Origin of the sequence: Epibacterium sp. Ofav1-8, from assembly GCF_022348185.1 — a bacterium.
Classification (GTDB): domain Bacteria; phylum Pseudomonadota; class Alphaproteobacteria; order Rhodobacterales; family Rhodobacteraceae; genus Epibacterium.
Map to the genome: position 1 here is coordinate 80,232 of NZ_JAKRFD010000006.1, position 26,697 is coordinate 106,928.

At 62.7% G+C, this 26,697-nt stretch carries 24 protein-coding genes; 5 read left to right on the forward strand and 19 right to left on the reverse strand.

Annotated elements, in window-relative coordinates:
* Positions 1–49 precede the first annotated feature (49 nt).
* The 10 genes from MHM97_RS11330 to pdxR form a co-directional block, all read right to left on the reverse strand.
* Positions 50–928: a sigma-70 family RNA polymerase sigma factor gene (locus tag MHM97_RS11330; protein ID WP_239322473.1), complete on the reverse strand. Its 879-nt coding sequence runs from the start codon at positions 926–928 to the stop codon at positions 50–52.
* A complete protein-coding gene (locus MHM97_RS11335; protein ID WP_239322474.1) occupies positions 925–1,386 on the reverse strand; it encodes a carboxymuconolactone decarboxylase family protein in 462 nt (153 codons plus the stop codon). The genes MHM97_RS11330 and MHM97_RS11335 overlap by 4 nt, the downstream gene beginning before the upstream one ends.
* An 84-nt stretch (positions 1,387–1,470) precedes the next feature.
* The gene (locus MHM97_RS11340) at positions 1,471–2,361 is read right to left on the reverse strand and encodes a dimethyl sulfoxide reductase anchor subunit family protein (protein WP_239322475.1); all 891 of its coding nucleotides are present in this window, start codon (positions 2,359–2,361) and stop codon (positions 1,471–1,473) included.
* Positions 2,361–3,134 carry a 4Fe-4S dicluster domain-containing protein gene (locus tag MHM97_RS11345; RefSeq protein ID WP_239322476.1) on the reverse strand — a complete coding sequence of 258 codons (774 nt, stop codon included), beginning with the start codon at positions 3,132–3,134 and terminating at the stop codon, positions 2,361–2,363. The genes MHM97_RS11340 and MHM97_RS11345 overlap by 1 nt, the downstream gene beginning before the upstream one ends.
* 91 nt (positions 3,135–3,225) lie before the next feature.
* Entirely contained in the window at positions 3,226–6,048 is a 2,823-nt protein-coding gene (locus MHM97_RS11350) for a molybdopterin oxidoreductase family protein (protein ID WP_239322477.1), read from the reverse strand.
* Between the two features lie 23 nt (positions 6,049–6,071).
* Positions 6,072–7,040, reverse strand: coding sequence for a YeiH family protein (locus MHM97_RS11355; protein ID WP_239322664.1), 969 nt, complete (start codon positions 7,038–7,040; stop codon positions 6,072–6,074).
* A 228-nt stretch (positions 7,041–7,268) separates the two neighbouring features.
* Positions 7,269–8,426, reverse strand: a complete 1,158-nt coding sequence (locus MHM97_RS11360; protein WP_239322478.1) for an acetate/propionate family kinase — start codon at positions 8,424–8,426, stop codon at positions 7,269–7,271.
* Positions 8,423–9,169 carry a TSUP family transporter gene (locus MHM97_RS11365; protein ID WP_370645723.1) on the reverse strand — a complete coding sequence of 249 codons (747 nt, stop codon included), beginning with the start codon at positions 9,167–9,169 and terminating at the stop codon, positions 8,423–8,425. The genes MHM97_RS11360 and MHM97_RS11365 overlap by 4 nt, the downstream gene beginning before the upstream one ends.
* A gap of 5 nt (positions 9,170–9,174) precedes the next feature.
* On the reverse strand, positions 9,175–10,953 hold the full coding sequence (gene xsc, locus MHM97_RS11370; protein WP_239322480.1) for a sulfoacetaldehyde acetyltransferase: 1,779 nt from the start codon (positions 10,951–10,953) through the stop codon (positions 9,175–9,177).
* Between the two features lie 332 nt (positions 10,954–11,285).
* The gene (gene pdxR / locus MHM97_RS11375; RefSeq protein WP_239322481.1) at positions 11,286–12,752 is read right to left on the reverse strand and encodes a MocR-like pyridoxine biosynthesis transcription factor PdxR; all 1,467 of its coding nucleotides are present in this window, start codon (positions 12,750–12,752) and stop codon (positions 11,286–11,288) included.
* Between the two features lie 194 nt (positions 12,753–12,946).
* Between pdxR and MHM97_RS11380 the strand changes: the two genes are divergently transcribed.
* Both MHM97_RS11380 and MHM97_RS11385 read left to right on the forward strand, forming a co-directional pair.
* Complete coding sequence (locus MHM97_RS11380) at positions 12,947–13,270, forward strand: ArsR/SmtB family transcription factor (RefSeq protein ID WP_239322482.1); 324 nt, start codon at positions 12,947–12,949, stop codon at positions 13,268–13,270.
* A complete protein-coding gene (locus tag MHM97_RS11385) occupies positions 13,263–14,294 on the forward strand; it encodes a permease (RefSeq protein WP_239322483.1) in 1,032 nt (343 codons plus the stop codon). Before MHM97_RS11380 ends, MHM97_RS11385 begins: the two co-directional genes overlap by 8 nt.
* A gap of 212 nt (positions 14,295–14,506) precedes the next feature.
* Here the strand turns inward: MHM97_RS11385 and MHM97_RS11390 are convergent, their stop codons facing one another.
* Entirely contained in the window at positions 14,507–15,088 is a 582-nt protein-coding gene (locus MHM97_RS11390) for a GNAT family N-acetyltransferase (RefSeq protein ID WP_239322484.1), read from the reverse strand.
* Between the two features lie 105 nt (positions 15,089–15,193).
* Complete coding sequence (locus MHM97_RS11395; protein ID WP_239322485.1) at positions 15,194–16,594, reverse strand: aminotransferase family protein; 1,401 nt, start codon at positions 16,592–16,594, stop codon at positions 15,194–15,196.
* A gap of 275 nt (positions 16,595–16,869) precedes the next feature.
* Between MHM97_RS11395 and MHM97_RS11400 the strand changes: the two genes are divergently transcribed.
* Together MHM97_RS11400 and MHM97_RS11405 are read left to right on the forward strand one after the other, a co-directional pair.
* Positions 16,870–17,652 carry a 3-keto-5-aminohexanoate cleavage protein gene (locus MHM97_RS11400; RefSeq protein ID WP_255729662.1) on the forward strand — a complete coding sequence of 261 codons (783 nt, stop codon included), beginning with the start codon at positions 16,870–16,872 and terminating at the stop codon, positions 17,650–17,652.
* A complete protein-coding gene (locus MHM97_RS11405) occupies positions 17,649–18,974 on the forward strand; it encodes an aspartate aminotransferase family protein (RefSeq protein ID WP_239322487.1) in 1,326 nt (441 codons plus the stop codon). Before MHM97_RS11400 ends, MHM97_RS11405 begins: the two co-directional genes overlap by 4 nt.
* 43 nt (positions 18,975–19,017) lie before the next feature.
* Here MHM97_RS11405 and rfbA read toward each other — a convergent pair whose 3' ends face one another.
* The 5 genes from rfbA to rfbC all read right to left on the reverse strand — a co-directional run bounded on the left by rfbA (position 19,018) and on the right by rfbC (position 23,590).
* Complete coding sequence (rfbA, locus tag MHM97_RS11410; protein ID WP_239322488.1) at positions 19,018–19,887, reverse strand: glucose-1-phosphate thymidylyltransferase RfbA; 870 nt, start codon at positions 19,885–19,887, stop codon at positions 19,018–19,020.
* Entirely contained in the window at positions 19,884–20,729 is an 846-nt protein-coding gene (rfbD, locus tag MHM97_RS11415) for a dTDP-4-dehydrorhamnose reductase (protein ID WP_239322489.1), read from the reverse strand. Before rfbD ends, rfbA begins: the two co-directional genes overlap by 4 nt.
* Positions 20,730–20,794: 65 nt before the next feature.
* Positions 20,795–21,847 carry a dTDP-glucose 4,6-dehydratase gene (rfbB, locus tag MHM97_RS11420; RefSeq protein WP_239322490.1) on the reverse strand — a complete coding sequence of 351 codons (1,053 nt, stop codon included), beginning with the start codon at positions 21,845–21,847 and terminating at the stop codon, positions 20,795–20,797.
* A 67-nt stretch (positions 21,848–21,914) separates the two neighbouring features.
* On the reverse strand, positions 21,915–23,036 hold the full coding sequence (locus tag MHM97_RS11425; RefSeq protein WP_239322491.1) for an acyltransferase family protein: 1,122 nt from the start codon (positions 23,034–23,036) through the stop codon (positions 21,915–21,917).
* Positions 23,037–23,041: 5 nt separating this feature from the next.
* Complete coding sequence (rfbC, locus tag MHM97_RS11430; RefSeq protein ID WP_239322492.1) at positions 23,042–23,590, reverse strand: dTDP-4-dehydrorhamnose 3,5-epimerase; 549 nt, start codon at positions 23,588–23,590, stop codon at positions 23,042–23,044.
* 350 nt (positions 23,591–23,940) lie between these two features.
* Here rfbC and ltaE point away from each other — a divergent pair, with 350 nt between their 5' ends.
* Entirely contained in the window at positions 23,941–24,990 is a 1,050-nt protein-coding gene (gene ltaE, locus MHM97_RS11435; protein WP_239322493.1) for a low-specificity L-threonine aldolase, read from the forward strand.
* A gap of 332 nt (positions 24,991–25,322) precedes the next feature.
* Here the strand turns inward: ltaE and MHM97_RS11440 are convergent, their stop codons facing one another.
* Both MHM97_RS11440 and recR read right to left on the reverse strand, forming a co-directional pair.
* On the reverse strand, positions 25,323–25,895 hold the full coding sequence (locus MHM97_RS11440; protein WP_239322494.1) for an isocitrate lyase/PEP mutase family protein: 573 nt from the start codon (positions 25,893–25,895) through the stop codon (positions 25,323–25,325).
* 190 nt (positions 25,896–26,085) lie between these two features.
* Positions 26,086–26,685, reverse strand: a complete 600-nt coding sequence (recR, locus tag MHM97_RS11445) for a recombination mediator RecR (RefSeq protein ID WP_065323376.1) — start codon at positions 26,683–26,685, stop codon at positions 26,086–26,088.
* Between the last annotated feature and the right edge of the window lie 12 nt (positions 26,686–26,697).

The window sequence follows — 26,697 nt, forward strand, 5'->3', positions numbered from 1 at the left end:
TGCCGGGGCTGTTTGCGTTTGGCGAATTGTCTTGTGGTGGGCGCTGGTTCTACAGAACCTTGGCCAGATGCGCGGTCTTTTCGGGATTGCGGATCACATAGACCTTGGCGATCTGCCCGTCGCGGATTTCCAGCGCCGTGGCTTGCACCAGACCCTCTGGCTCCAGACTGAGGATCGCGGGCAATCCATTCAGCATCGCAAATCGCCAGCGTGGCGGCAGATGAGCGCCGGACTTGCGCGCCAGCCCCTCGGCCAGCCGCATCACCTTGTCGCGGCCATAAATCGGGTTCAGTGTCGCCAGGACCTTGCCGCCGCCATCGCTGACCAGCTCCACATCCTGTGCCAGAAGCTGTGTCAGCGCCGCCATGTCGCCGGTCTTGGAGGCGCGAAAGAAGGCTTCGGTCAGGGCGCGCCCCTCGTCGGGTGCGACACGGGCACGGGGGCGTTCGGCTTGGACATGGCGACGCGCCCGGGACACCAGCTGGCGGCAGGCGGTTGGGCTGCGGTCCAGTGCTTCGGCCACCTCTTCATGGGTGTTGCCGAAGACGTCGTGCAGCAGAAAGGCGGCACGCTCCAGCGGCGTCAGCCGCTCCAGCGCCAACAGCAACGCCACAGAGACATCGTGGTCCAGCGCATCCACCGGATCTTCGGTCAGCAGCGGCTCCGGCAGCCATTCGCCCACGTAGGTCTCGCGTTTTACACGGGCCGATTTCAACTGGTCCAGACAGAGCCGTGTGACCACGCGCACCAGATAGCCGGTTGCGTCGCGCACCTCGGCCTGAGACACCGATTGCCAGCGCAGATACGCCTCTTGCAGGATATCCTCGGCATCCGCGACGCTGCCCAGCATCCGGTAGGCGACCGCAAAGAGGCGCGGCCGCACCGAAAGGAACACAAGGGTTCCGGTATCCTGTGGCTGCTGGCTCACGCGGCGCTGGCCTCCTCGGACGCAGGATGAGGCGTGCGAAATCCGATGGCAAGCCGGTTCCAGCTGTTGATGGCCCCGATCATCAGGGTCAGCGCAACCTGCTGGCGGGGTGAGAACTGCTCTGCCACCAGCGCGTAGTCTTCATCCGGGGCGGCCGTATCAGCCACGCGGGTCAGGGCTTCGGTCCATGCAAGCGCCGCGCGCTCCTGCGCCGTGTAGAGCGGGCTTTCGCGCCAGGCCGGCAGCAGGTGCATGCGATCTTCGCTCTCGCCCATCTTGCGCATGTCATGGGTGTGCATGTGCAGGCAATAGGCGCATTTGTTGATCTGCGAGGCCCGCAGCTTGACCAGTTCGATGATCGTCAGGCTGAGGCCGGATGCTTTGAGGACCTCCTCCTGCTCCAGCATCGGCTTGAAGAGGTCGCCAGCCTCGGCAAAGGCGTTGAGGCGTTCGGTCATGGGGCTGTTCCTTTCACGGTGTGACGGTGATGGAAACAGGACGAAGCAGCCCCCCACTGTGTGACACAGGGGGGGCAGATTTTTTTAACGTTTGCCGTAATAAAGCCCGACCACATGCTCGGCTTCTGCAAAGAACAGCCAGCGCGTGCACGCGACGCCTGCGATATGCAGAACCACCGCCAGCGCGGCGAGGAGATGCTTTGCCATCAGCCCCTGAACCGGGAGCAGCAGGCACAGGAGCGGCAGGGCAATCGCAAGTGCAAAGCCGATCACTCGCAGGCGCGTCGCATGTTTGCGTCCGACCACATAGGCAAATTCCCGCAACAGGTAGTTGGTGCCGGTATGGGGCGGTTCAAAGGCGCGGACGTCCCCGCGTGCCCCCAACCCCGTTGCCGTGGCTAGCGAGGTGCCGGAGAGGGCGAAGGCGCGGTCGCCCTGATGCCAATAGGCCAGCAGCGTCAGGCCCGCCAGCGTCAGCAGCCCCATCGCCTGTCCCTCTTGCCCGGCAAGGAGGGCGCCGCCCGCGAGGCTGAGGGTCAGGAACAGCGCCGGGGTCAGGGGGACCATGTTCCAGCGCGGCACGGTCTTCAGCTGTGCGTAGATCATCGAGGTGGTAAAGACGGTGCCAAGGCTGAGCGCCGCCCCAAGTGCGCCCACAAGCGTCCAATGGCTCTGCAGGAACACCGCACCCGTGGCGTAGACGCCCATGGTCAGGAGCGCTGCGACGGCACAGCATCCCTCCCGCGAGAGCCAGCTGCTGCGCCATTGCGAGAAGGCCTTCCACGCACGCTCGGGGTGGCCGAGGTGAAAGGTCGAAGCCAGCAAGCCCCCGACGGCCAGCGCGTAGGCGATGAGGTAAAAGACAAAGGCTACCATGCCGGTGACTTCGGGCATGCCGAGGCCGAGAAAGAACAACAGGCCGAAGCCGAGGCCCGAGAGGGTGGTGAAGACGATGACGGAGGGTGCGGGATGCATCAGTTCGACCCTCCGGGCAGTTTGTCCAACGCACGGTCAAGCCAGCCCAGGAAGCCGCCAGTATCCTCTGCCACCGGGGCGAGGAAAGGGGCAAGCACGTCGATCTGCTCGTGCGTCTGTGAGAGCGTGTCCTTGGGGCGCGGCGGCAGGTATTTGTTGACAGGCTTCGTGCCCATCTCCGGCATCAGGTCCATGCCACCGCGCGCGGCCACCAGTTGCGAGACGTCGGAACCGGGATCGCCCAGATCGCCGAAATGCCGCGCGCCGGCCGGGCAGGTCCGCACGCAGGCGGGTTGGCGGTCTTCTTCGGGAAGGTTCTCATTGTAGATCCGGTCCACGCAGAGGGTGCATTTCTTCATCACCCCCGCCGCCAGGTCGAGCTCGCGCGCGCCATAGGGACAGGACCACGCACAAAGGCCGCAGCCGATGCAGTCCTCCTCGTTCACCAGCACGATGCCGTCCTCGACCCGTTTGTAGCTGGCACCGGTGGGGCAGACGGTGACGCAAGGCGCGTCCTCGCAGTGCAGGCAGGATTTCGGGAAGTGAATCAGCTGGGCATGTCCTTGCTCCGGCTGCACCTCGTAGGAATGCACGCGGTTGAGGAAGGTGCCGGACGGATCGGCGCCGTAGGCGTCCTGATCCGAGAGCGGCGCGCCGTAGTTTTCGGTGTTCCAGCCCTTGCAGGAAATCACGCAGGCATGGCAGCCCACGCAGGTGTCGAGGTCGATCACCAAGCCCATCTTGCGGCTGGTGGTGTGCGGGAGGTCGGTCATGTCTGCGGGCCTCCGTTTGAGTTGAGAGGGTGGAGCCGGGGCTCTGCCCCGGACCCCGAGATATTTTTAAGAAGGTGAAGGGGGGAGGGGCTCATTTTCCGACCTTCCACGTTAGGGTTTTCGGGCCTTCTCCGATGGGGGAGGTTTGCGCCGGGGTTGCGGGCTGGCTTTCGCTCAGGCCGTCGGGCGGGGCGGCCTTTTCGATCTTGACCTTGAGATCGAACCAGGCGGCCTGGCCGGTGATCGGGTCGGAATTGGCCCAGCGGAGGCCGTCCCCCCTGGGCGGGAGCAATTCGTGGATCAGGTGATTGAGCAGGAAGCCTTTGGTGGCTTCGGGGGCGTCGTGGGACAGGGCCCAGGCACCCTTGCGTTTGCCGATGGCGTTCCAGGTCCAGACTGTGTTGTCGTTGAGGGCCGCCATCTCCAGCACCGGCACGGTGATTTCGCCATGTGGAGAGGTGACGCGGGCCCAGTCGCCGTCCTTGAGGCCCGCCGCGCGCATCAGTCTGGTCGGGACATAGAGCGGGTTGTGACCGTGCAGCTGCCGCAGCCAGGCATTCTGGCTGCCCCAACTGTGGTACATCGCCATGGGCCGCTGGGTGAGGGCGGAGACGGTGAAGCCGTCGTTGCCCTGCTGGTCGGTCTGATACCAGATCGGCAGCGGGTCCATGGTCTGCTTCAGGCGCGCGCGCAAATGGTCGGGGGGCTGACGCTCGCCCTTACCCTCGGCGGCGGCCTGGAATTTGCGCAGGGGTTCCACATAGAGCTGGAACAAATAGGGCTGCGGCGCGTCAAACAGGCCCATGCCCACCGCCCAGTCCTGATAGGCGCGGTTCCAGGGTTTGTAATATTGCGCCTCCTCGGGGATGTGGTTGAGGAAAAAACCGCCGTTTTTGATGTAGCTGTCCAGCTGATCCGGGTTTGGCGCTCCACGTCCGGTCTCGGTTCCATCACCGCGAAACCCTGCCAGCGGGCCGATGCCCGGTTTGCGTTCGTGGTTGACGATATAGTCGGCATAATCCTGATATTTGGCGCTGCCATCCTCTGCCGTGAAGCCGGGCAGTTTCATTCGGTTGGCGAGCTGTACAAGTACGGTCTGAAAGCCGCGCACGTCGCGGTCAGGCTCCACCACCGGCCAGCGGATCGCATCTGCGGCGCCATCGGCCTCGCAGATCGGACGGTCGAGCAGCGAGATGCAGTCGTGACGTTCCAGATAGGTGGTGTCGGGCAGGATCAGGTCCGCATAGGCCACCATTTCGGACGAATAGGCGTCGGAGTAGATGAGATGCGGGATTACATACTCGCCGTTCTCGTCGGTGTCCGTCAGCATCTCCATCACGCCGCGCGTGTTCATGGAGGAGTTCCACGCCATATTCGCCATATAAAGGAACAGCGTGTCGATCTTGTAGGGATCGCCCGCATGGGCGTTGGAGATCACCATATGCATCAGCCCGTGGCTGGACATCGGGTTTTCCCATGTAAAGGCCTTGTCGATGCGCGCCGGGCTGTCGTCGTTCAGCAGCGCCAGATGCTCCGGCCCCTGGACAAACCCAAGGTGCGGCCCGTCGAGCGGCTTGCCCGGGGTGACGCGGCAATGGGGCGGCGGATGGGCGGTGGCGGGTTTGGGGTAGGGCGGTTTGAAGCGAAAACCGCCCGGCACTTCCACCGTGCCCAGAAGGATTTGCAGCACATGCAGCGCGCGGCAGGTCTGGAACCCGTTTGCATGGGCCGAGACCCCGCGCATCGCATGCATGGAGACGGGGCGCCCGCGCATGGTCTGGTGTGTTTCGCCCCGGAAATCGGTCCATTCGCGCTGGATCTCGAAGGCCTCGTCAAAGGCGACGCGGGCGATCTCGGCCGCAATGGCGCGGATGCGCGTGGCGGGGACGCCACATTGATCGGCGACCGCTTCGGGGGCGTATTGGGGATCGAGATATTTCTCGGCCATCAGGCGAAAGACTGAGACATGGGTGACATCGCCCATCCGGAACGTGCCATTCAGATCGGGGCGCACCCCGTGCATGTCGTAAGGTGCAAGCTGGCCGGTGGCGCGGTTGATCACCAAGGGCGCGCCATGATCGTCGCGCAGGAACAGGCCAAAGTCGTCACTGTCGGGGTCCCGGTTCACGAGCACCGGCGCATTGGTGTAGCGCGACAGATAGTCGAGGTCGATCTTGCCCGCCTTCATCAGCACGTGGACCAGCGACAGGATGAACAGCCCGTCGGTGCCGGGCGTGATGCCGACCCAATCATCCGCCACCGCGTTATAGCCGGTGCGGATCGGGTTCACGCCAATCACGCGCGCGCCCCGGGCCTTGATCTTGCCGATGCCCATCTTGATCGGGTTGCTGTCGTGATCTTCGGCGACGCCGAACAGGAGAAACAGCTTGGTGTGATCCCAGTCGGGCTGGCCGAATTCCCAAAACGCCCCGCCCATGGTGTAAATACCGGCTGTGGCCATATTGACCGAGCAAAACCCGCCATGCGCGGCGTAGTTGCAGGTGCCGAAGTTCTGCGCCCAGAAACTGGTGAAGGACTGAGACTGATCGCGCCCGGTGAAGAATGCCAGCTTTTCGGGGTGTTTGGCGCGCAGGGGCTCCAGCCAGCCTTGCGCGATATCCAGCGCCTCGTCCCATGAGATTTCCTCAAACTCGCCGGAACCGCGCGGGCCAACCCGTTTCAGGGGCGCGCGCAGGCGCGAGGGGGCGTTGTGCTGCATGATGCCCGCGCTGCCCTTGGCGCAGAGCACGCCTTTGTTGACCGGATGATCGCGGTTGCCCTCGATATAGGCGACCTTGCCCTCCTTCATGTGCACATTGATGCCGCAGCGGCAGGCACACATGTAGCAGGTCGTCTTGCGGATCTCGTCCGAGACCGGCGGCGAGGTCTCCACCTCGGGTTGCTGGATTGTCATCTGGCCTCCCTAATAGTCCTGCGTCAGGTCAAAAGCGTGATCCCCACAAGTATGACCCCGGCGATAAACAGCGTCTCGACAATGAGAAGCGCGATGGCGGCGCCACCGACAGAGAGCACCTGTTTGAGGTTGCTCTTCATGCCGACGGCGGCAATGGCGATGAGGAGGAGCCAGCGCGAGCATGCACTGAGGAACTCCGTCAAGACCTCGGGGATGAGGCCAAAGGAATTGAGGGCCGCGAGCGCGATGAAGGCAACGACAAACCCGGGCAGCAGCGGCGGCCGCTTGCCTTCGGAGGGGGCCTCGATCCGGGCGCGGATCACCAGCGAGGCGACAAGCACCACCGGGGCCAGCATGGACACGCGGATGAGTTTCACCAGCGTTGCGGTGTCGCCGGTGTCCTCCGAGATCGAGAACCCGGCACCGACCACCTGCGCCACGTCATGGATGGTGCCACCCAGAAAAACGCCGGCCTGGATCGGGTCGAACGCCATCAGGCGTGCCAGAATCGGATAGGCGATCATCGCGACCGTGGACAGCACGGTGACCCCCATCACGGTGAAGATCAGCCGTTGTTCCGAGCGGTCATCCCGGGGCAGAATGGCGGCGATCGCCATGGCGGCGGAGGCACCGCAGATCGCGACGGAGCCCGCAGTCAGAAGGGCAAAACGCCAGCCGTGACCGAAGAAACGCGCGATCAGAAGTCCAAAACAGATGGTTGCCACCACGCCACCCGCGGTCAGCAGGATCAACGGCAGACCAAGGCCTGCCAGCACCATCATCGAGACGCGCACACCGAGCAAGGCCACCCCTAGGCGCAACAGAACACGTGCCGAGAACGTGACACCGGGCACCGTTCGCCCTTCCTCACCGAGGAAGCTGACCGCAATCCCGAGAAGCAGCGCCAGCAGCATCGCAGGCGTCGCGTAGTGTTCGGCCAGAAACTGCGCCGTCACCGCGACGATGATGGACACCGCAACGCCGGGAAACATCTCCTTGGCGCGGGCGCGCAAGGCGTGAGGCGAAGGCAGCAGGCGAGCGGGCGTGGACGTGTTGGTCAATGGAAGTCTTTCAGGCAGAGGCGGGATGTCTTTGGATTTGGTGCATCATTTGTGTATCAATTTACCGTGGCGCTTCAAGGTGAAACAATTTGCTTTTCTACGTCCTGAAATTGGTACGTATGTTCCATTGTTTTGGAAAGGGGAGGGTATCTGTTTTGATCATGACGCGGTGATCGCGATCAGGTCACGGGTATCCGCAGCGATTTGTCGTTCTTCCTCGGCCGGAACGATCCAAAGATCTGGGGTGCTGTCTGCGGCGCTGAGCCGCGCGGCGTTGGCGGCGTTGCCTTTCGTGTCCAACCGCGCACTGAGCCAGGCAAACCCTGCGATGATCTCGGCCCGGATTGCGGCGGCGTTCTCACCGATACCTCCGGTGAAGACGATCGCATCACAGCCGCCCATGGCCCCGATCAGACTGTGGCCGTGGCGAATGGCGGATTGGGTGAAATGAGTGATCGCAAACCGGGCCTCGGGGGTGTCGGCCGCTTCCAGCGCACGCATGTCGGAAAGGCCATGAGAGAGACCCTTGAGGCCGGACTGGCGGTTCAGCAGGGTCCTGGCCGCGTCCAGTCCCATTTCCTCGACCAACCGCAGGGTTGCATTGGCGTCCAACGTTCCCACACGGGTGCCCATGGTCAGCCCTTCGAGCGGGGAATATCCCATGGTTGTCGCCACCGATTGTCCGTTCAAGATCGCGCAGGCCGACGCCCCGTTGCCAAGGTGAAAGGCCAGCAGGCGGCGCGGCAGCGGTGCGCCGCTGATCTCGGGCAAGCGGCGGCAGAGCGCAGCATAGGAAAGCCCGTGAAACCCGTAGCGGCGCAAACCCAGAGCTTCGGCTTCGGGCGGCAGGGCATAGCGCTGGTTCACCTCCGGGGCGCTGGCGTGAAAGGCGGTGTCAAAGCTGGCGTATTGCGGCAGGTCGGGCGCAAGGTCACGCAGCGCATCGATCGCCGCGAGCGCATGTGGGTTGTGCAGTGGTGCAAGCGGAACGCAGGCAGCAATCTCGTCCCGGACCTGCGGGCTGATGCGGGTTGGGGCGGTCAAAGTGGTGCCGCCATGGACCACGCGGTGAGCCACGGCACTGAGGTGCTCAGGTCCGAACCCCTCTCGTGTGAGGCGGCTGAGAACAACGGCCAGAGCCTCGGCGTGGCTGGGAAGGGAGAGGTGTTCGATCTCGTCGCCCATGCGCACCCGACCCTGTTCGCCGATGCCCTCGGCAATACCGCTGAGGCGGAGTTGCAACCCAGTATCGAAACACGCGAATTTCACCGATGAGGATCCGGTGTTCAGGACAAGGATGTCGCGTCGCGCTGTCATAGTGCCACCTTGAGGATGTTGAGCATGGCCAGAGTCGCGAGAAGCATCACCACCTTGCGCCGAAATCGCACCGGATCAGCACTGGCAAAGCCGCGCCCGCCGAGCCAGACACCGGCGCCCAGAATGGGAAAGGCCATCAGGGCGCCCGTCACCGTCTCGCCCGTCACCAGCCCATGCGCGGACATGGTAGGCAGGGCCATCAGGTCGATACCGGTCAGGAAGACGATCATGGTGGCGCGAAAGGCTGCCGGGCTCAGGGCCTGCGCCGACAGGAATGCAGCAGTGGGAAGACCGCCGACCCCCGCTGCATTTGCGGTGCCTGCAATGATGCCCACGCCCCCGTGTCCCAGACGTCCGATGGGGCGTTTAAGCTGCCAGCCGCTCAGCAACAGAAGGCTCAGCACGAGGATCAGTGCGGAGACCGCGATCCGCGCCTGCCCCGGATCGAGACGCGCCATGATGGCCACGGCCGGGATCACGGCCAGCGCGGCCCCGAACAGAAGCGCGCCCGCGCGGGACCAGTCCACATGGGGGCGAATGCCCTTGGCCTGAAAGGCGATCATGGCGATTTCGCAGGAGAACACCACCGGGATCAGGGGCAGCGGGTTGGTGATCTGGGCCGCCAGCACAATGAAAATCGCGGAAAAACCAAATCCGGAGTAGCCGCGGATCACCGCCGCGCAAAACAGCGCGGCGGCGAGAAAGGCGCCCTGAGCGAGGCTCAGGTCAAATGGCAGGACCAGCGCGGTCATGCACCGTCCTGGGGCCGCATGTCGTCGGGTGAGATGCCTGCGACCTCGACCGGTTTCTTCATGGCGTCGCGGCGGAAGGGCTCGCCCAGTTCCTGGTTGATCAAAGCCTCGATCAGCGTTGTGGTGCCGTTCTTCTGGTCTTCGATCGCCTGATGCAGCGCGCTTGTCAGTTCGTCCATGGTGCGGGCCACGACACCTTTGAGGCCGCAGGCGCTCGCGATGCCGGCGTAGGAGACTTTGGTATCAAGCTCGGTGCCGACAAAATTGTCGTCGAACCACAGGGTCGAATTGCGCTTTTCCGCGCCCCATTGATAGTTGCGGAACACCACTTGGGTGATTGCCGGCCATTCCTCGCGCCCGATGGCGGTGAGCTCATTGACCGCAATCCCGAAGGCGCCGTCGCCGGCAAACCCCACGACGGGCGTGTCCGGACAGCCGATCTTGGCGCCCATGATCGCGGGCAGGCCATAGCCGCAGGGGCCGAACAGGCCCGGCGCCAGGTATTTTCGGCCGGCCTCGAACGCGGGGTAGGCATTGCCGATGGCGCAGTTGTTGCCGATGTCCGAGGAGATGATCGCCTCTGTCGGCAGGGCGGATTGGATCGCGCGCCAGGCCATGCGGGGGCTCATCCAGTCGGGCTTGTCCGCGCGGGCGCGCTGGTTCCAGCTGGTGCCCGGATCGTCGTCCTCGTGATCCATCGAGGCGAGCTGCTGCGCCCAGCGAGATTTGGTCTCGGCAATCTTGGCCTTGCGCGCCGCGCGACCCGCATCGCCCGCCGTCTCCGAAAGCTGGTCGAGGATGCCCGAGGCCACTTTGGCGGCATCACCGACGATGCCGACACTCACGGGTTTGGTCAGGCCGATGCGATCCGGATTGATGTCGACCTGGATGATCCTGGCCTCACTGGGCCAATACTCCATGCCGTAACCAGGCAGGGTGGAGAAGGGGTTGAGGCGGGTGCCGAGACAGAGCACCACGTCGGCCTCCTTGATCAGTTCCATACCTGCCTTGGAGCCGTTGTAGCCCAGCGGGCCGGCAAACAGGGGATGGGACCCGGGAAAGGCATCATTGTGCTGATAGCCCACACAGACGGGCGCATCGAGCCGTTCGGCCAGCGCCATGGAGGCGGCAATCCCTCCCTTTGACAGGACCACACCCGCGCCGTTCAGGATCACCGGATTCTGCGCGGAGGACAGCAGCGCGGCAGCCTGGGTCACCGCGTGTTCGCCCCCGGCAGGACGCTCAAATTCGACAATGGCCGGCAGGGCAATGTCGACGACCTGGGTCCACATGTCACGCGGGATATTGATCTGTGCCGGTGCAGAGGCGCGTTTGGCCTGCATGATGACGCGGTTCAGCACTTCGCAAACACGCGAGGGATCGCGGACCTCCTCCTGATAGGCGACCATGTCCTCGAACAGTTTCATCTGTTCGACCTCCTGAAAACCGCCCTGACCGATGGTCTTGTTGGCGGCCTGCGGCGTCACAAGAAGAAGCGGCGTGTGGTTCCAGTAGGCGGTCTTCACAGCGGTGACGAAATTGGTGATGCCGGGGCCGTTCTGGGCGATCATCATGGACATCTTGCCGGTGGCGCGCGTGTAGCCGTCGGCCATCATGCCGGCAGAGCCTTCATGCGCGCAGTCCCAGAAGGTGATGCCCGCCTTGGGAAAGAGATCGGAAATCGGCATCATGGCGGAGCCGATGATCCCGAAGGCATGCTCGATGCCATGCATCTGGAGAGTTTTGACAAAGGCTTCTTCGGTGGTCATGCGCATGGATGCGGTCTCCTGTTGGTCTCGCGGCCATAGGTCCGGAGGAGATGGGTCTTTGTTCCGGTTTAGGCGGGGGCATGCAGAGGCGTTAGGGCCAGTTTCGCGGTGCCGTAGTGCCAGCCTGATCGCATCTCTTGCGATGGCGGAGGGCAAGAAGGGGGGCGCTCCCGCCCCTTCGCAGATCGCATCAAAGATGCTTCGCTCAGGGTTGGGCCCGGCGCCGCGCTTTAGCGCGGCGCCGGGCCCAACGGGACGCGGTGTTTCGTCAGAAACGCCAAGGACGGGCGGGAGCTCCCCCGGCGGGCGTTCGAGGGCTGGGGGAAAGCCGGGATTGGTCAGGGACGGAAGGTGCGGATTGCATCGGCAACATGGGCAATGCCCTGCGGGATGCGGTCAGCGGCGATAGAGGAATAGCCGAGCCGATAGAAGTTGTGGCGCCGGGTCTCGCGCGCAAAGAATGGCGCGCCGGGTTCGATCAGAACACCTTTATCGCGCAGCCCGTCGCCCAGGTGCCCCATATCCACATGATCGGGCGCCTGCATCCAGAGCGAGGAACCGCCATAGAGGTTGCGGTCTGCGGGTGTCAGGCCATGGGTTGCCATCGCCTCCTCCAGGACCGCACGGCGTTCCTGCAACACCTTTGCGGTGCGGCGGATCTGCGCGTCGTAATGGCCGAGCGACAGGAAGTAGGCGACGGTTCTCTGGATATGTCCCGGCGGATGGCGCAGTACATTTGCGCGCAATGCCCGGGCCTGGCGAATGAAGGGTTCGGAGCCGACGAGGTACCCAAGACGGAGGCCCGGAAACAGGGATTTTGAGAAACTGCCGAGATAGATCACACGCCCGTCGCTGTCGATCGACTTCAACGCGGGCGAGGGCTGGGTCCGAAAGGACATTTCGAACTCATAGTCATCTTCGACCACGATCGCATCGATGTCTCGGGCGCGATCGAGCAGAGCTTTGCGCCGCGCCATTGGCATGGTCGCCGTGGTCGGGCTCTGATGGCTGGGGGTGGTGAAGACGACATCCGTGTCCGCGGCGATCTGCTCGGGCGGCAGCCCGTCCCTGTCCACTCCGATCACGTCGAGTGCGCTGCCCGTGTGGCTGAGTTGATCGCGCAGCGTATAGTAGCTGGGATCCTCGATCGCCGCCTTGCGTCCCGGTTGCAGCAAGAGCTGCACAACTGTCCAGAGCGCATTCTGCGCGCCGAGCGTGATCAGGATTTCCTCGGGGCGGGCGATGATCCCGCGGCGGGGCAGCGTGTGGCGCGCGATATATTCGATCAGGAGCGGATCATCCTGATCGAAGTAGTCCCCTGTCATCGCGGCGAAATCCTTTTGCCCCAACGCGCGCAGGGCGCAGAGCCGCCAGTTCGCGTGGTCAAACAGGCTGGCATCGGCCTGCCCATAGATGAACGGGTAGCGATAGCTGCGCCAGTCTTTCGGTTTGCGCGGGGTATCACCACCCGTAAACGTCCGGGTGATGGTGCGGTTCCAGTCGACCCGTTCCTGTCGGCGTTCCGTCGGGGCAAAGGAGGGGGGCACCGGGGCTGTTTCCGATACGAAGAACCCGGAACGCCCACGCGCCATCAGGTAGTCATTCGCCACCAGCTCGGTGTAGGCCAGCGTCACCGTGATGCGGCTGACCCCGAGATGCGCGGCGAGTTTCCGCGACGAGGGCAGTTTTTCCCCGGCTCGAAACCGTCCGGAGAGGATGCCAGCAGCGATCATCTCCTGGATCTGAGCCTGGAGTGTGCCCTGCGCGTCGGGATTGAGGAAAAAGGTCTCGACTGAGATAGCCATGCGGCACACCGTAATCTGGACTTAAGCCTGTGGCAATCTGGACTGCGACTCTTAAGCGCCGTTTTTCGCCGCGTGTGCAAGTTTCAATCGCAGCAGTCGGTTATCGGACTTCTGGGTCCGAAAGAAATCGGACATTGAATCCCTCCTAAAAAAACTATAAAACTAGTTTTGTAGAATCAATTTGGAGCAGTCACATGGATCTGTCCCTCGCAGCCCAGGGCTTTGCCGCCATGGGTGCAGAAGCACGGCTCGAGGTCCTGCGCGTTTTGGTGCGTGCGGGTGAAACGGGTTTGACAGTGGGTGAGGTGCGCGACCGCACCGGTATCGCGGCCTCGACACTGGCGCATCATCTGAAATTCCTCGCTGCAGCCGAGGTGGTGGTGCAGGAAAAAGCCGGCCGCAGCACGATCTGCCGGGCGAATTTCGACCACCTTCAAAGCCTTGCAGGGTTCATCCTGAGCGAATGCTGCCAGGATGCGGAAATGGGCTTCAATGGAAAGGTTGCGAACGATGGCTGATACATCTCTTTCTCCTCGCCCGATGCGCGCCGCTTGGGGCTGGGTGCAAAGCCCATGGACGCTTGGAGCGCTGATCCTTCTTGTGGTGGCGCTTCTGGATGGTGCAAATTTCTGGCCGGTGCTGACATTTGCGGCTGCGGCGCTTTTGTCGACATCCAAATACATTCTCTTTGCGGTGACGCTTCTGGCCTATCTGAAGGCCACAGGCGCGGAAGCACTGGTCGCGCGGGCCTTTGTGGGGCGCGAGACCCGGATGATCTTCTTTGCAGCCCTTCTGGGCGGGCTGGCTCCGTTCTGTTCCTGCGAGGTGATCCCGTTTATTGCCGGGCTTCTGGCGCTGGGTGCGCCATTGGCAGCGGTGATGGCGTTTTGGTTGTCCTCCCCGCTGATCGATCCGCCAACCCTGTTGATCACGGCAGCGGCTCTTGGCTGGCCCTTTGCCATCGCCAAGGCGGTGAGCGCGGTGGCGCTGGGCCTCTTTGGTGGGTTCATCATAAAAGCGCTGCGCGGTGGCGGGCTGTTTGCGCAGCCCCTGAAGAACGAGCCGGTCAAAAGCTGCTGTGGGTGCGGCACGCCCAAGGCTGAACAACAACCCAACTGGCGGTTCTGGCAAGAGGCCGAGCGGCGCGATACTTTCCGCAGTCAGTTTGTGGAAAACGCTCTGTTCCTGCTGAAGTGGCTCGCCTTTGCCTATGTGCTGGAAGCGCTCCTGGTGACATATGTGCGCCCCGAGTGGATTGCTTCGCTGGTCGGGGGCGAGGGAGTAGTGCCAATCGCAACCGCCGCTTTGGTCGGGATGCCTGCGTATCTGAACTCTTATGTAGCGCCGCCGCTGCTGGCCGGATTGATGACCCAAGGCATGAGCGCTGGTGCGGCGCTGGCCTTTATGGTGGCTGGTGCCGTGAGTTCGATCCCGGCGATGGCAGCGGTCTGGTCGCTGGTCAAGCCACGGGTCTTTGCCACCTATCTGGCGTTGGGTGTTTCCGGAGCGATCCTGTCGGGCGTCGTGTTCCAGATGATCTGAAAGCGAGCGCGGCGGGGGTGCTCCCGCCGACTCAGGCCCCATGCTGACGCATGCGACATGAGTCGTTGGGCCGCGCGCCTTCGGCACGGTTCTGCTGAGAAGGCTCTGAGGGGCAGGTGTGCCCGTCAGAGCCTATTTCGATTGTGTATAGAGGCGCGCGTCAAGGACAGGCCGCCCGATGGGCGGGGCCTTACGGCCTCCTTGACCCGCACTCAGCGCATGGACATATGGGCGAGATTTGCACGCACCATGGGCCATTCTGCCGCGGTGATGGAATAGACGGCCGTGTCGCGAATTGTCCCATTGGGCAGGATGCTATGTGCCCGCAGGATACCATCGAGTTTGGCGCCAAGGCGCTTGATCGCAGTGCGGCTCTGGCGGTTCAGCACATGAGTGCGAAACTCGACCGCAATGGCGTCTTTTGCCTCAAAGGCGTGGGTGAGCATGAGTTGTTTGATCTTGGTGTTGAGACCGGTGCGCTGCACCGATTTGCGATACCAGGTGGAGCCGATCTCGACGCGCCGATTGGTGTGATCGACATTCATATAGGTGGTCATCCCCACCGCGCGTCCTGTCGCATCAAGGATGGCAAAGGGAACCATGCTGCCCGCATCCTGAAGCGCGAGGCGACGGCTGATTTCCTGTTCAACGCCCTCCGGGGCAGGCACGGTTGTGTACCACAGGTGATGAAGAGCACCATCTGCGGCAGCCTCCACCAGTTCCGGCGTGTGGTCATACGTGAGCGGCGCAAGGCGTGCGCCCTCAGTCGAGAGGGAAATCGGGGTCATCCACATGAGGAGAGGCTTTCTGTCTTGGGTGGTCTGCCTCGTGGAATGAAAGAAAGGTGGCCCTGTGAAAAGAGCCACCTTTTGAAAATTGCATCAGGCCAATTTCCAGCGTCAGCCGAAGACTGTTGTCAGAGCCTTGTCCACCGCATCGGTGATCTTGTCGATGTCATCGGCTGTGGCAATCAGAGCGGGCGAGAAGCACAGCGTGTTGTTGCGACCGGGCACCGAGCGGTTGGTGACGCCGATGATCACACCGTGCGTTCCGCATTCCGCCACGACTTTTTGCGCCAGCGCCTCGTCCACCGGCTCTTTGGTGTCGCGGTCGGTGACGAGTTCCGCGCCAAGGAACAGACCCTTGCCGCGCACATCGCCGATAACGGCGTGCTTTTCCTGCAAGGCCCGCAGGTTGGACATCATCCGCTCGCCCATCTTGGTGCAGTTCTCAAGGAGGTTTTCGTCCTCGATGATGCGCATGTTCTCCAGCGCTGCGGCGGGGCCTGCGGTGCAGCCGCCAAAGGTGGAGATGTCGCGGAAGTAGTTCATCTTGTCTGAGGCATCGTCCTTGAACAGATCAAAGACCTCCTCTGTTGTGACCATGCAGGCGATGGCGGCATAGCCGGAGGCGACGCCCTTGGCCATGGTCACGAAGTCGGGTTTGATGCCGTAGTGTTGATAGCCGAACCAATGGGTGCCGGTGCGCCCGATGCCGCAGACCACTTCGTCGATGTGCAGGAGCACGTCGTATTGCTTGCAGATCTCCTGCACGCGCGGCCAGTAGCCTTCGGGGGCCTCAATGACGCCACCGCCTGCGGTGACGGGTTCAAGGCAGAGCGCGCCAACCGTCTCGGGGCCTTCGCGCAGGATGACCTCTTCGATCAGATTGGCGGCGGCGATGCCGAAATCCGCACCCGAGAGATGATCCAGACCCAGCTCGTGCTTGCGGTATTCCATGCAATGCGGCACCCGCACAAAATCAGGTGCGAAGGGGCCGTATTGCGCGTTGCGCTCGTCCTGACCGCCTGCGGACATCGCCGCCAGGGTGGAGCCGTGGTAATCCCGATCGCGATAGAGGATCTTGGTTTTCTTGCCGCCGTATTTCTTGTGCGCGATCTGGCGCACCATCTTGAAGGCCTTCTCGTTGGCCTCGGAGCCGGAGTTGCAGTAGTAGACACGCGACATGCCGGGCATCTTCTCGATCAGTTTTTCGGCATAAAGTGCGCCCGGCACAGAGCCTGCGGCCTGCGCGAAATAGCACATCTTCATCATCTGGTCGTAGACCGCCTTGCAGATGCTTTCGCGCCCATAGCCGACGTTTGCGGTCCAGACCGCACCGGACACCGCGTCGAGCCATTCCTTGCCGTTCTGGTCCCAAACGCGCATGCCCTTGCCCTCGACGATGATGCGGGGATCGGAGATTTCAAACGGTTTGTGCTGGACCAGATGGTGCCAGACATGGGCCTTGTCGGCCTCGATGACGTGGCTGAGGTCGTTGTCGCTGAACGTGCCATGCATGACATGTTCCTTTCTTGGCTACTCGGGGTTCGGTGGCCCGGCCGACGCGCGGACGGACTCGGTCAGTGATCACCAAAGAACAAAACCTCAGAGCGCGATAGGGCCAGTTCAAGGTGAGAGTTGAGACCAATTTGGAGCGCTGCTTGCAGAAAATTGCGACCAGAGCGGGGTGAAGTGCTTGAGCATGAACGCCCCTGACGGCAGGGTGATGCGGTCGCTGGCGCGCGCCCGCGCATCTGCATCAACGGGAGAATTCAGTGACGGACTACAGGATCATGGTGGCGCCCAATGGTGCCCGGCGTGGCAAGTCGGATCATGCGGCGCTTCCGATCACATCGCGGGAGTTGGCAGCGACCGCAGCGGAATGTCATCGCCTGGGCGCTCATCGTCTGCACATGCACGTGCGGGATCAGGATGGGTGTCACAGCCTTGATGCAGGCCTGTATCGCGAAGCACTGGCGGCAGTTGGCGCTGCCGCGCCCGGGATGGGGATCCAGATTACGACGGAGAGTGCCGGGATCTTTGACGTTGCGGCACAGTTGGCCTGTTTGGAGAGCTTGCGCCCGGCGGCGGCGTCGGTGTCGGTCCGGGAAATGGCACGGGACCGGGATCTTGCCCGGCGCGCCTATGCCGTGGCCGCAGAGGCGGGGACCGAGGTGCAGCACATCCTCTATACGCCCGATTGCGTGGCACAGCTGACCCGCTGGTATCAGGACGGCACCGTGCCGGAGGATATGCGAGATGCGATCCTGGTTCTGGGTCAATATGCCAGCGGTCTGGAAGCCAGGCCGGACATGCTGCCCGCATTCCTTACTGAAATCGCGCCGCTGGAGCTGAACTGGACGCTCTGCGCCTTTGGTGGGGCCGAACATGCGTGCCTGTTGGCGGCGATCGAGGCCGGAGGGCAGGTGCGGATCGGGTTCGAAAACAGCCTTGGCGCGCAGGGGGCGCCCCCATGGGGGGACAATGCCGCCTCTGTTGCGGCCTTCATCGAGGCGGCGGCCGCGCGTGGCCATCGCCTTGCGCCCTTGGATACAGATTTGCGAGCCTCATCATGAGCCATGTTTTTCCACGCCATAGCAAGTCCACGCCGCCGGTCGCCGTCGCCGGAGATGGGTGCTATCTCATTGATGCCAATGGCAAACGCTACTTTGACGGCTCCGGCGGTGCGGCGGTCTCCTGCCTCGGCCATTCCGACGCCGCGGTGATCAGGGCCGTGCAGGATCAGGTGGCGCAATTGGCCTTTGCGCATACCGGCTTCATGACGTCTGAACCGGCGGAGGCGCTGGCGGATGTACTGATCTCGCAGGCGCCGGGGGCGCTTGACCGGGTCTACTTTGTCTCCGGCGGCTCTGAGGCGACCGAGGCGGCGATCAAACTGGCACGACAATACCACCTTGAGCGAGGTGAGCCGCAGCGCCGGCATCTGATTGCGCGGTGGCAGAGCTATCACGGGAATACGCTTGGTGCGCTTGCGGCGGGCGGGAATGCGTGGCGTCGGCGGCAGTTCGATCCCTTGCTGATCGGCGTGTCGCATATTGCGCCCTGCTATGAATATGGCGACCGGGCCGAGGGGGAGAGCAGCTTTGACTACGGTCAACGGGTGGCCAATGAACTGGAGACGGAAATCCTGCGGCTGGGGCCGGACACCGTGATGGCCTTCATGGCGGAACCGGTGGTCGGGGCGACACTGGGCGCGGTGCCGGCGGTCGAGGGGTATTTCAAACGTATCCGCGAGATCTGCGATCAATATGGCGTGCTGCTGATCCTTGACGAGGTCATGTGCGGCATGGGGCGCACCGGTCACTTGTTCGCTTGTGAGGCCGATGGGGTCGAACCGGATATTCTCTGCATCGCCAAAGGTCTTGGTGCGGGCTATCAGCCCATCGGCGCCATGCTCTGTACTGCCGCGATCTATGATGCGATCGCCGCGGGATCAGGGTTCTTCCAGCACGGGCACACCTATCTGGGTCATCCGGTTGCAACCGCGGCCGGGCTGGCTGTGGTGACCCAGATGCTCGAACGCGACCTGATTGCCCGGTCTGCGCAGATGGGGGAGCGTCTGCAGGCCGCGCTGGTTGACCGGTTCGGGCAGCATCCCCATGTGGGCGACATCCGCGGTCGCGGTCTGTTTCGTGGCCTTGAATTGGTGCAGGACCGGGAAAGCAAGGCTCCGTTTGATCCTGCGCATGCTGTGGCGGCACGTGTTAAAAAGGCGGCCTTTGAGGCGGGGCTTATCTGCTATCCGATGGCGGGAACCCGCGACGGCCGCAGCGGCGACCATGTGCTGCTCGCCCCGCCTTTCATCATGACGGATGATCAGATCGACGAGGTGACGGACAAGCTCGCCGTGGCGCTGGAGCATGCATTGACTGTTTGAACGCCCTTCGGGCTGGCGGTGACGCCGCCCGAAGGAGGGATCGTCAGAGCAGCCGGTTCAAATAAGTGCCATAGCTGTTTTTCTTGAACAAGTCCGCCCGATCTGCCAGCGCGTCCCGGCTGATCCAGCCCGCATGATAGGCGATTTCCTCCAGACAACCGGTCTGCAGGCCCTGACGCTCGTGCAAGGTGCGTACAAAATTGCTCGCATCAAGAAGGCTGCCATGGGTGCCGGTGTCAAGCCAGGCATAGCCGCGCCCCATGGTTTCGACCGAGAGGGTGCCGTCGTCGAGATACATCTGCAAAAGATCGGTGATCTCCAGCTCGCCCCGAGCGGAGGGCTGGACCTCCTTGGCACGTTGCGGCGCCGTGCCATCCAGAAAATAGAGCCCCGTTACCGCGTAATTCGACGGCGGCACTTCGGGTTTTTCAATGATCTGCTGCGCCCGCCCTTCGCCATCAAAGGAGACCACGCCGTAGCGCTCGGGATCGGAGACGTGATAGCCAAAGACGGTGCCGCCCACCTCCTTGGCATCTGCTGCCGCCAGAAGGCTCGGCAACCCATGACCAAAAAAGACGTTATCGCCCAGCACCAGCGCTGAGGGCGCGCCCGCGAGGAACTCTTCGGCCAGAATAAAGGCCTGCGCCAGACCATCGGGGCTGGGCTGCTCCACATAGGTCAGGCTGACGCCCCATTGGCTGCCATCCCCCAGCAGGCGCTTGAACTGATCAGCGTCTTGCGGCGTGGTGATGACGCAGATCTCGCGAATACCTGCAAGCATCAGCACGGAGATCGGATAATAGATCATCGGTTTGTCATACAGCGGCAGGAGCTGCTTTGAGACAGCCATGGTGATCGGATAAAGCCGGGTGCCGGAGCCTCCGGCCAGAATAATACCTTTGCGCTGCGTCACTCTGCGAGCTCCTTTAAAATATCCTGCAAACCGCTGCGCCAGTCGGGCTGCGGGATGCCAAAAACAGTCTCTAACGTGGTGCAATCCAGCCGTGAGTTCAGTGGCCGCACCGCCGGGGTTGGATAGTCGGATGTGGGGATATCCGCCACTTCGCAGGCCAGATTGCTTTGGGCAAAGATCTCTGCGGCAAAGCCTGCCCAGCTGACATATGGCGCGCCCTGCAGGTGGTAGATGCCGGATTTTGCAGGCTCCGCACGCAGCTGCCCTGCCATCTCGACACAGGCCCGTGCGATGTCACGCGCGGGCGTTGGCGCACCGATCTGATCGCCGACAATCGTCAAACGATCCCGTTCCGCACCAAGGCGCAGCATGGTCTTGACGAAATTATTGCCATGGGCCGAGACCACCCAAGAGGTGCGCAGGATCGCATAAGTCCCGCCCGCCGCGATCACCGCCTCTTCGCCTGCGCGTTTGCTGCGGCCATAGGCATTGGGCGGCGCCACCGGATCAGCCGTCTGCCAAGCCGCCGTGCCACTGCCCGCAAAGACATAATCGGTCGAGATATGGACAAAGGGAATGCCCGCCTGCACGCAGGCCGCCGCCATCGCACCGGGGGCCGCGCCATTGATGACGGTGGCCAGTTCTTCCTCAGATTCGGCCTTATCAACCGCCGTATAGGCCGCGGCATTGATCACCGCCTGCGGGCTGATCTCCCGAATGAGCGCCGCACAAGCCCCGGGGTCCGACAGATCCGCACGCGCACGCCCCACAGAGATCACCCCCTCAAAGCGCGCCAATTCCCGCGCCACTTGCCCGGTTGCGCCAAACACAAGGATGCTCATATCCGCCCCTTCTTCATCTTTTCCCAAATACCTCCGCCGGAGGCCCCTGCCCGCACGGGCAGGTCTTATGCCTTAACGCCCAGACGCTCGCCCACGCCCTTGCGGGACTGAAGTGCGCGCCACCAGTCCTCATTGTCGAGATACCATTGCACGGTTTTCGCCAGACCTTCCTCGACGGTCACCGACGGCCGCCAACCCAGCTCCTCGCGGATACGGGAGGGATCAATCGCATAGCGCGCATCATGGCCGGGGCGGTCGGTCACAAAGGTGATCTGCTCTTTATAGGAGGCCCCGTCGCCGCGCGGGCGCTTGTCATCAAGGATCGCACAGAGTGTTTCGACCAGCTCAAGGTTGGTGCGCTCATTCTCGCCGCCCACATTATAGCTGCGCCCGTTTTCGCCCTTCTGCAACACCAGCAACAGCGCATCGGCGTGATCTTCCACATAGAGCCAGTCGCGAATGTTGGAGCCATCGCCATAGATCGGCAGGGCCTTACCGGCGAGCGCATTCAAAATCACCACCGGGATGAGTTTTTCCGGGAAGTGAAAGGGTCCGTAGTTGTTGGAGCAATTGGTCAGCACCACCGGCAGCCCATAGGTCTCATGCCAGGCACGCACCAGATGATCGCTCGAGGCTTTGGAGGCCGAATAGGGCGAGCGCGGATCATAGGCGGTCTCTTCCGTGAACATCACCGATTTATCGGCCGGCAGGCTGCCATAGACCTCATCGGTCGAGATATGATGAAAGCGGAAATGGGCAGGTTTGCCCACCGCCACCCAGAATTTGCGCGCGGCTTCGAGCATGTTGAAAGTGCCGGTCACATTGGTCTCGATGAAATCACCGGGCCCATCAATCGAGCGGTCCACATGGCTCTCGGCGGCCAGATGCATCACCGCATCCGGCGCATGCAGCGCAAAGATCTTGTCCAACGCCGCGCGGTCGCGGATGTCGGCCTGCTCAAACGCATAGCGTGGGCTGTCGGCGACACTGGCGACATTGTCCAGACAGGCCGCATAGGTCAGCGCATCCACATTGACCACTTCATGGCCCGCCGTGATCGCCTGGCGCACCACTGCTGAGCCAATAAACCCTGCTCCACCCGTCACCAATATCTTCATATGTCCCGCTCCTCGCCTCGTGATGCTGTTTCATGCTCGGCCAGCCACGTGACCGGGGCTTTGTGTCTTATGGCCTGGATCGACCCCGCGCTGCAACGCGTCCAAAGGGTTTGTTGCGCAACCGGAAGAAGTGGCTTTCGTAGTAGCGAAAGCTCACCTCCGCAAGCGCCAGCGTGCCGCCCCAATACAGCAGGATGAAAGCGATGCTGTCCTGTGCCAGGTTCAGGCGTCCGGCCATGATTGTCACCACGTGCAGCACCATGAGGTGCAGCAGGTAGATGCCGTAGCTTACGGTTCCGATGCGGGCCAGCGGACGCAGACGAAGCAATGGATGAAGCCAGCCTTCTTCGTGCAGGACCAGGGTTGCGAGCCAAGTGGTCATGGCTAGATGCACCAGAAAATAGGGCCAACCGGCCAGGACCTGTGGCAAGAGGCCAAACAGTAGCAATAACAGCATCAGCAGGCAAAGCAGCGCAGCGGCGGGCGCGCAAAACAAGCGCCACAGCATCGCGAACCCGCGTGGCTGATGCAGCATCAGGGCCAAACCCGCGCCCATCAGAAGCGGTGCGTAGGTGGCATCCGGAAGATGCACGTGCAGGGGCCCCCAGGAAAACGCACGGATGCCAAAGATCTCCAGTGCTCCCGTCACCGCGACAACATTCACAAGCACACCGAGGCCGAGGGCCCAGCCCCAGAGACGTTGCGGAAGACAGATCATCGCCAGGGGCCAGATCAGATAGAACTGCTCCTCCATCGACAGCGACCAGGTGGGATAGAGCGTTGGAATGTGATCGGTGAGAAAATTGGCGAAAAACAGATAATAGGCGGGCCAGAGCTGGAGCGTTTCGGCATGGCCGCGCCAGAACAGGAAATAGGATCCGGCGAGCGTCACCACCAGGTAGTAAAGCGGCAGGATGCGCAGGGCGCGTCGCCAGAAGAACCCGCGCAGCGAAATCGTCCCGTCCCGATCCCGCTCCCGAAGGAGCAATGTGGTAATCAAGAAACCGGAGATCACAAAAAACAGGTCTACCCCGAGAAACCCCCGGGACCAAGGTCCACTGCCCTGCGCCAATGCGCTGTGATGGATCAGAACCGCCAGGATCGCCAGCGCCCGCAAGCCGTCGAGCGCCCCAAAGCGGGTCCGCTCCAGATAGGCGCGATGGGCTTGGGACGCGGTCAGGGCTTGCATGGGAATCAGAAGGTGAAGGGGGTTTGGAACTCTGCCAGCGCCGGTGCGGCTGTGTCCTTCTCAGACAGGATCGGCTGGCCGGAAAACCCCCAGTCAATGCCGCAGCTGTCCCAGCGCACGGCACCGTCACATTCGGGCGCGTAGTAGTCGGTGCATTTATAGATGATCTCGGTCATCGGCGCGCGGGTGATGAACCCGTGCAGGAATCCTTTGGGCACCAGCATCTGCCGCCCGTTCTCCGCCGTCAGCTCCACCCCGACCCAGTCTCCGTAGGTGGGAGAGCCCTTGCGGATGTCGACCACTACATCAAACAACGCGCCCTGACCGCAGCGTACCAGTTTGTCCTGGGCATGGGGCGGGGCCTGAAAATGCAGGCCGCGAATGGTGCCGACCTCGGCCGACATGGAGTGATTGTCCTGCACGAAGTCCAGATCGATCCCATGCGCTTCCATCCGCTTGCGGTTCCAGCTCTCGGAGAAGAACCCGCGGGCATCGCCAAAGCGCTGCGGGGTGATAATCTTCACGCCCGGGAGGGCCGTGTCTTCAATCTGCATCCAGTGATCTCGCTCTTTGGCTTTGGGCGTTCTTGTGCTGCGACATTGAGGCGGATACCGGGTGCAACGAGGGCGGGGCCATTTTTCGTGCGCACGGTGCGTCTGCGGCAGGGTGATTTGAGTTGTATCAGAATTGTTGGGTCTCTCAAGAGAGCTGATAAGACCCTTGAACATGCCGGTCGGGGCATTGCAGCAGATGCACACTCCGCGCGCGCCCCCTGTCACGCGGCTTTGATTGTATCGAGAACACTCCCGATCATTGCACCGTGGTACGTTCGTGTACCACTATGCTGCGGGCGCGGGACGGGCGCGGTATCGGCGCGGTGGTCACAGAACAAAGGACGATGATAATGAGCCAGTATACCCAAATTTCCGGTTTGTCCGGGGTCGGCGCGACGTGCGATCTGCGCAGCGATACGGTCACCCGTCCCGATGCCGGCATGCGTGCGGCCATGGCGGATGCAGAGGTTGGCGATGACGTCTACGGAGAAGATCCAACGCTCAACCGTTTGGAGCAGAGCCTGGCGGAACGGGCGGGCAAGGAGGCGGCCTTGTTCTTGCCGACGGGCACCCAAAGCAACCTCGTTGCCATGCTGGCCCATTGCGGGCGCGGTGAAGAGGTGATCACCGGGCGCGATTATCACGTCTACAAATATGAGGCAGGCGGTGCCTCGGCGCTGGGTGGGATTATTCTTGATCCGCTGAAGGTCTCTGCGGATGGCGGGTTGGACCCTGCTGATATCGCCGCTGCGGTTAAAGAAGATGACTCGCACCATCCGATGTCGCGGCTGTTGTCATTGGAAAACACTCATAACGGCAAGGCAGTGTCGCTCGCACGCCTTGATGCCTGTATCGCCCCGGCCCGCGAGGCGGGATTGTCGGTGCATCTGGATGGAGCACGGGTGTTTAATGCAGTGACAGAACTGGGGTGTGATCTGGCTGAGATTGCCAAACGCTTTGACAGTGTCTCCATCTGCCTGTCCAAAGGGCTCGGGGCACCTGTCGGGTCTGTACTGGTGGGGCCGAAGGATCTGATCACGCGGGCGCGCCGTTTGCGCAAAATGGTGGGCGGCGGCATGCGTCAGGCCGGTGTACTGGCAGCGGCGGGGCTTTATGCGCTGGATCACAATGTGACCCGGCTTGCCGAGGATCATGCAAGGGCGGCCGCGCTCGCTGAAACCCTGCGCGCATTGGGGGCAGGTGCCGTCGATCACAATACCAACATGGTCTTCTTCACCCCCGCCGATGGTGACAACGCGGCGCTGGGCGTGGTCCTGGCCAAAGCGGGTGTGGTCCTCTCTGCTGGGGGCTCCGGGGCCATCCGCATGGTACTGCACAAGGACGTCACCAGCGAGGGATTTGATGCGACCCTTGCCGCGCTCAAATCCTATTTTAGCTAAGGTCTGGTACGGGGTGGGGGGGGCGCTCCCGCCCCCGATCCAAGCAGCAATAGCTGCTCTGCTCGGCGTTGGGCCCGGCGCCGCGCCAAAGGCGCGGCGGGTCACGCCTGACGCTGAACGACGTGTTACCGCCGCCAGCGGGGTCTCAGGGCCGTAGGTTCGCGTGGGCTTTTTGAGATCCGCGTGCGCCTGAAGAAACGGTCCAGCACCGTAACTCAGCCTTGATGCGCCGAGTGCGGTGGCTGCATCGATCACGCGCAGATTTCCGATCATCATCAGGTTCACAGGATCTGTGACGCTTTCGATGATTTGCGCGATCAGATCGGGCGCCGTCAGCCCCGGTACAAAAAGCAGTTGGCCCCGGCCTCTGCAAAAGCGGCCTGGCGCTTGAGGGCGTCCGGGATCTTGCCCGGGTGTGTCGCGGGGGCGGTGCCCAAAAAGAGATCTGTGCGGGCGTTGATAAAGAGCGGAACGCCCTCCTCGTCAGCGACCGCTCTGATGGTCCTGATCCGCTCCTCTTGGGTGGATATCGCATGCAGCCCCGCGCCATTGACCACCCGGTCCTCAAAATTGATCCCCACGGCCCCGGCGCGGATGAATTTGCGGGTGTTTTCGGCAAGCGCAGTAGGGGTGGTGGCATAGCCGCCTTCGAAATCCACAGAGACAGGGACTGAAACAGTGGCGCAGATACGCTCGACAATACGCAGTACGAAATCCAGCGGGATGGATTCGCCATCCTCATACCCATGTGCTGCGGCCATCGCCCAACTGCCGGTTGCAACCGCTGGCACGCCTTCTTCGGCGAGCGCCTTGGCACCGGCTGTATCCCAGATGTTGTAGAGCACAAGCGGATCGCCCTGCCTGTGCAACTCCGCGAAACGGATGGCATTCTCAGTTTGCGACATGGCGGCTTCCTTTCTTTGTTCTGCTGCGCAGCGCATTCCCATGCGGGAGCAGGCTTCCACAGGATCAGCCCGCTGGATAGCACAGGCAGAAAACCGCTCCGCCTGAGAACGGGCGTCTATTCAAGGTTTGGGAGTGTCATGCGTTCCACGCCAGCAGGCGTGCGGCTCCTCAAAGGCAGCGTTGAGAGGCTTAAATCTCTTTGCGCGCCCGAAGGGCTGCAGAGATCGTGCCATCGTCGAGATAGTCCAACTCGCCCCCGATCGGCACGCCCTGCGCCAGCGAGGTCAGCTTAACGCGACCCTCAAGCTGATCGGCGATGTAATGCGCGGTGGTCTGCCCGTCGATGGTGGCATTGAGCGCGAGGATCACCTCGTTCACGCCTTCCGTCGCCACACGGTCCACCAGTCGCGGAATGCGCAGATCTTCGGGCCCCACGGCATCCAGTGCGGACAGCGTGCCGCCCAGAACGTGATAGCGGCCCTTGAACACGCCGGCGCGCTCCATCGCCCAGAGATCGGCCACATCCTCGACCACACAGAGTTCGCCATTGGCGCGTGTCTCATCCGCGCAGAGCGCGCAGATGTCGCTGGTGCCGACATTGCCGCAGTTCAGGCATTCGCGCGCTGTCTCTGCCACGCGGCCCATGGCGTCGGCCAAGGGGGTCAGAACCAGCGCACGCTTGCGGATCAGGTGCAGTACAGCCCGGCGCGCGGAGCGCGGGCCAAGCCCCGGCAGCTTGGCCATCAATGCGATCAATGCCTCGATATCACTGTTGTCCTGCGCCGCCATGGTGCCGTCCTG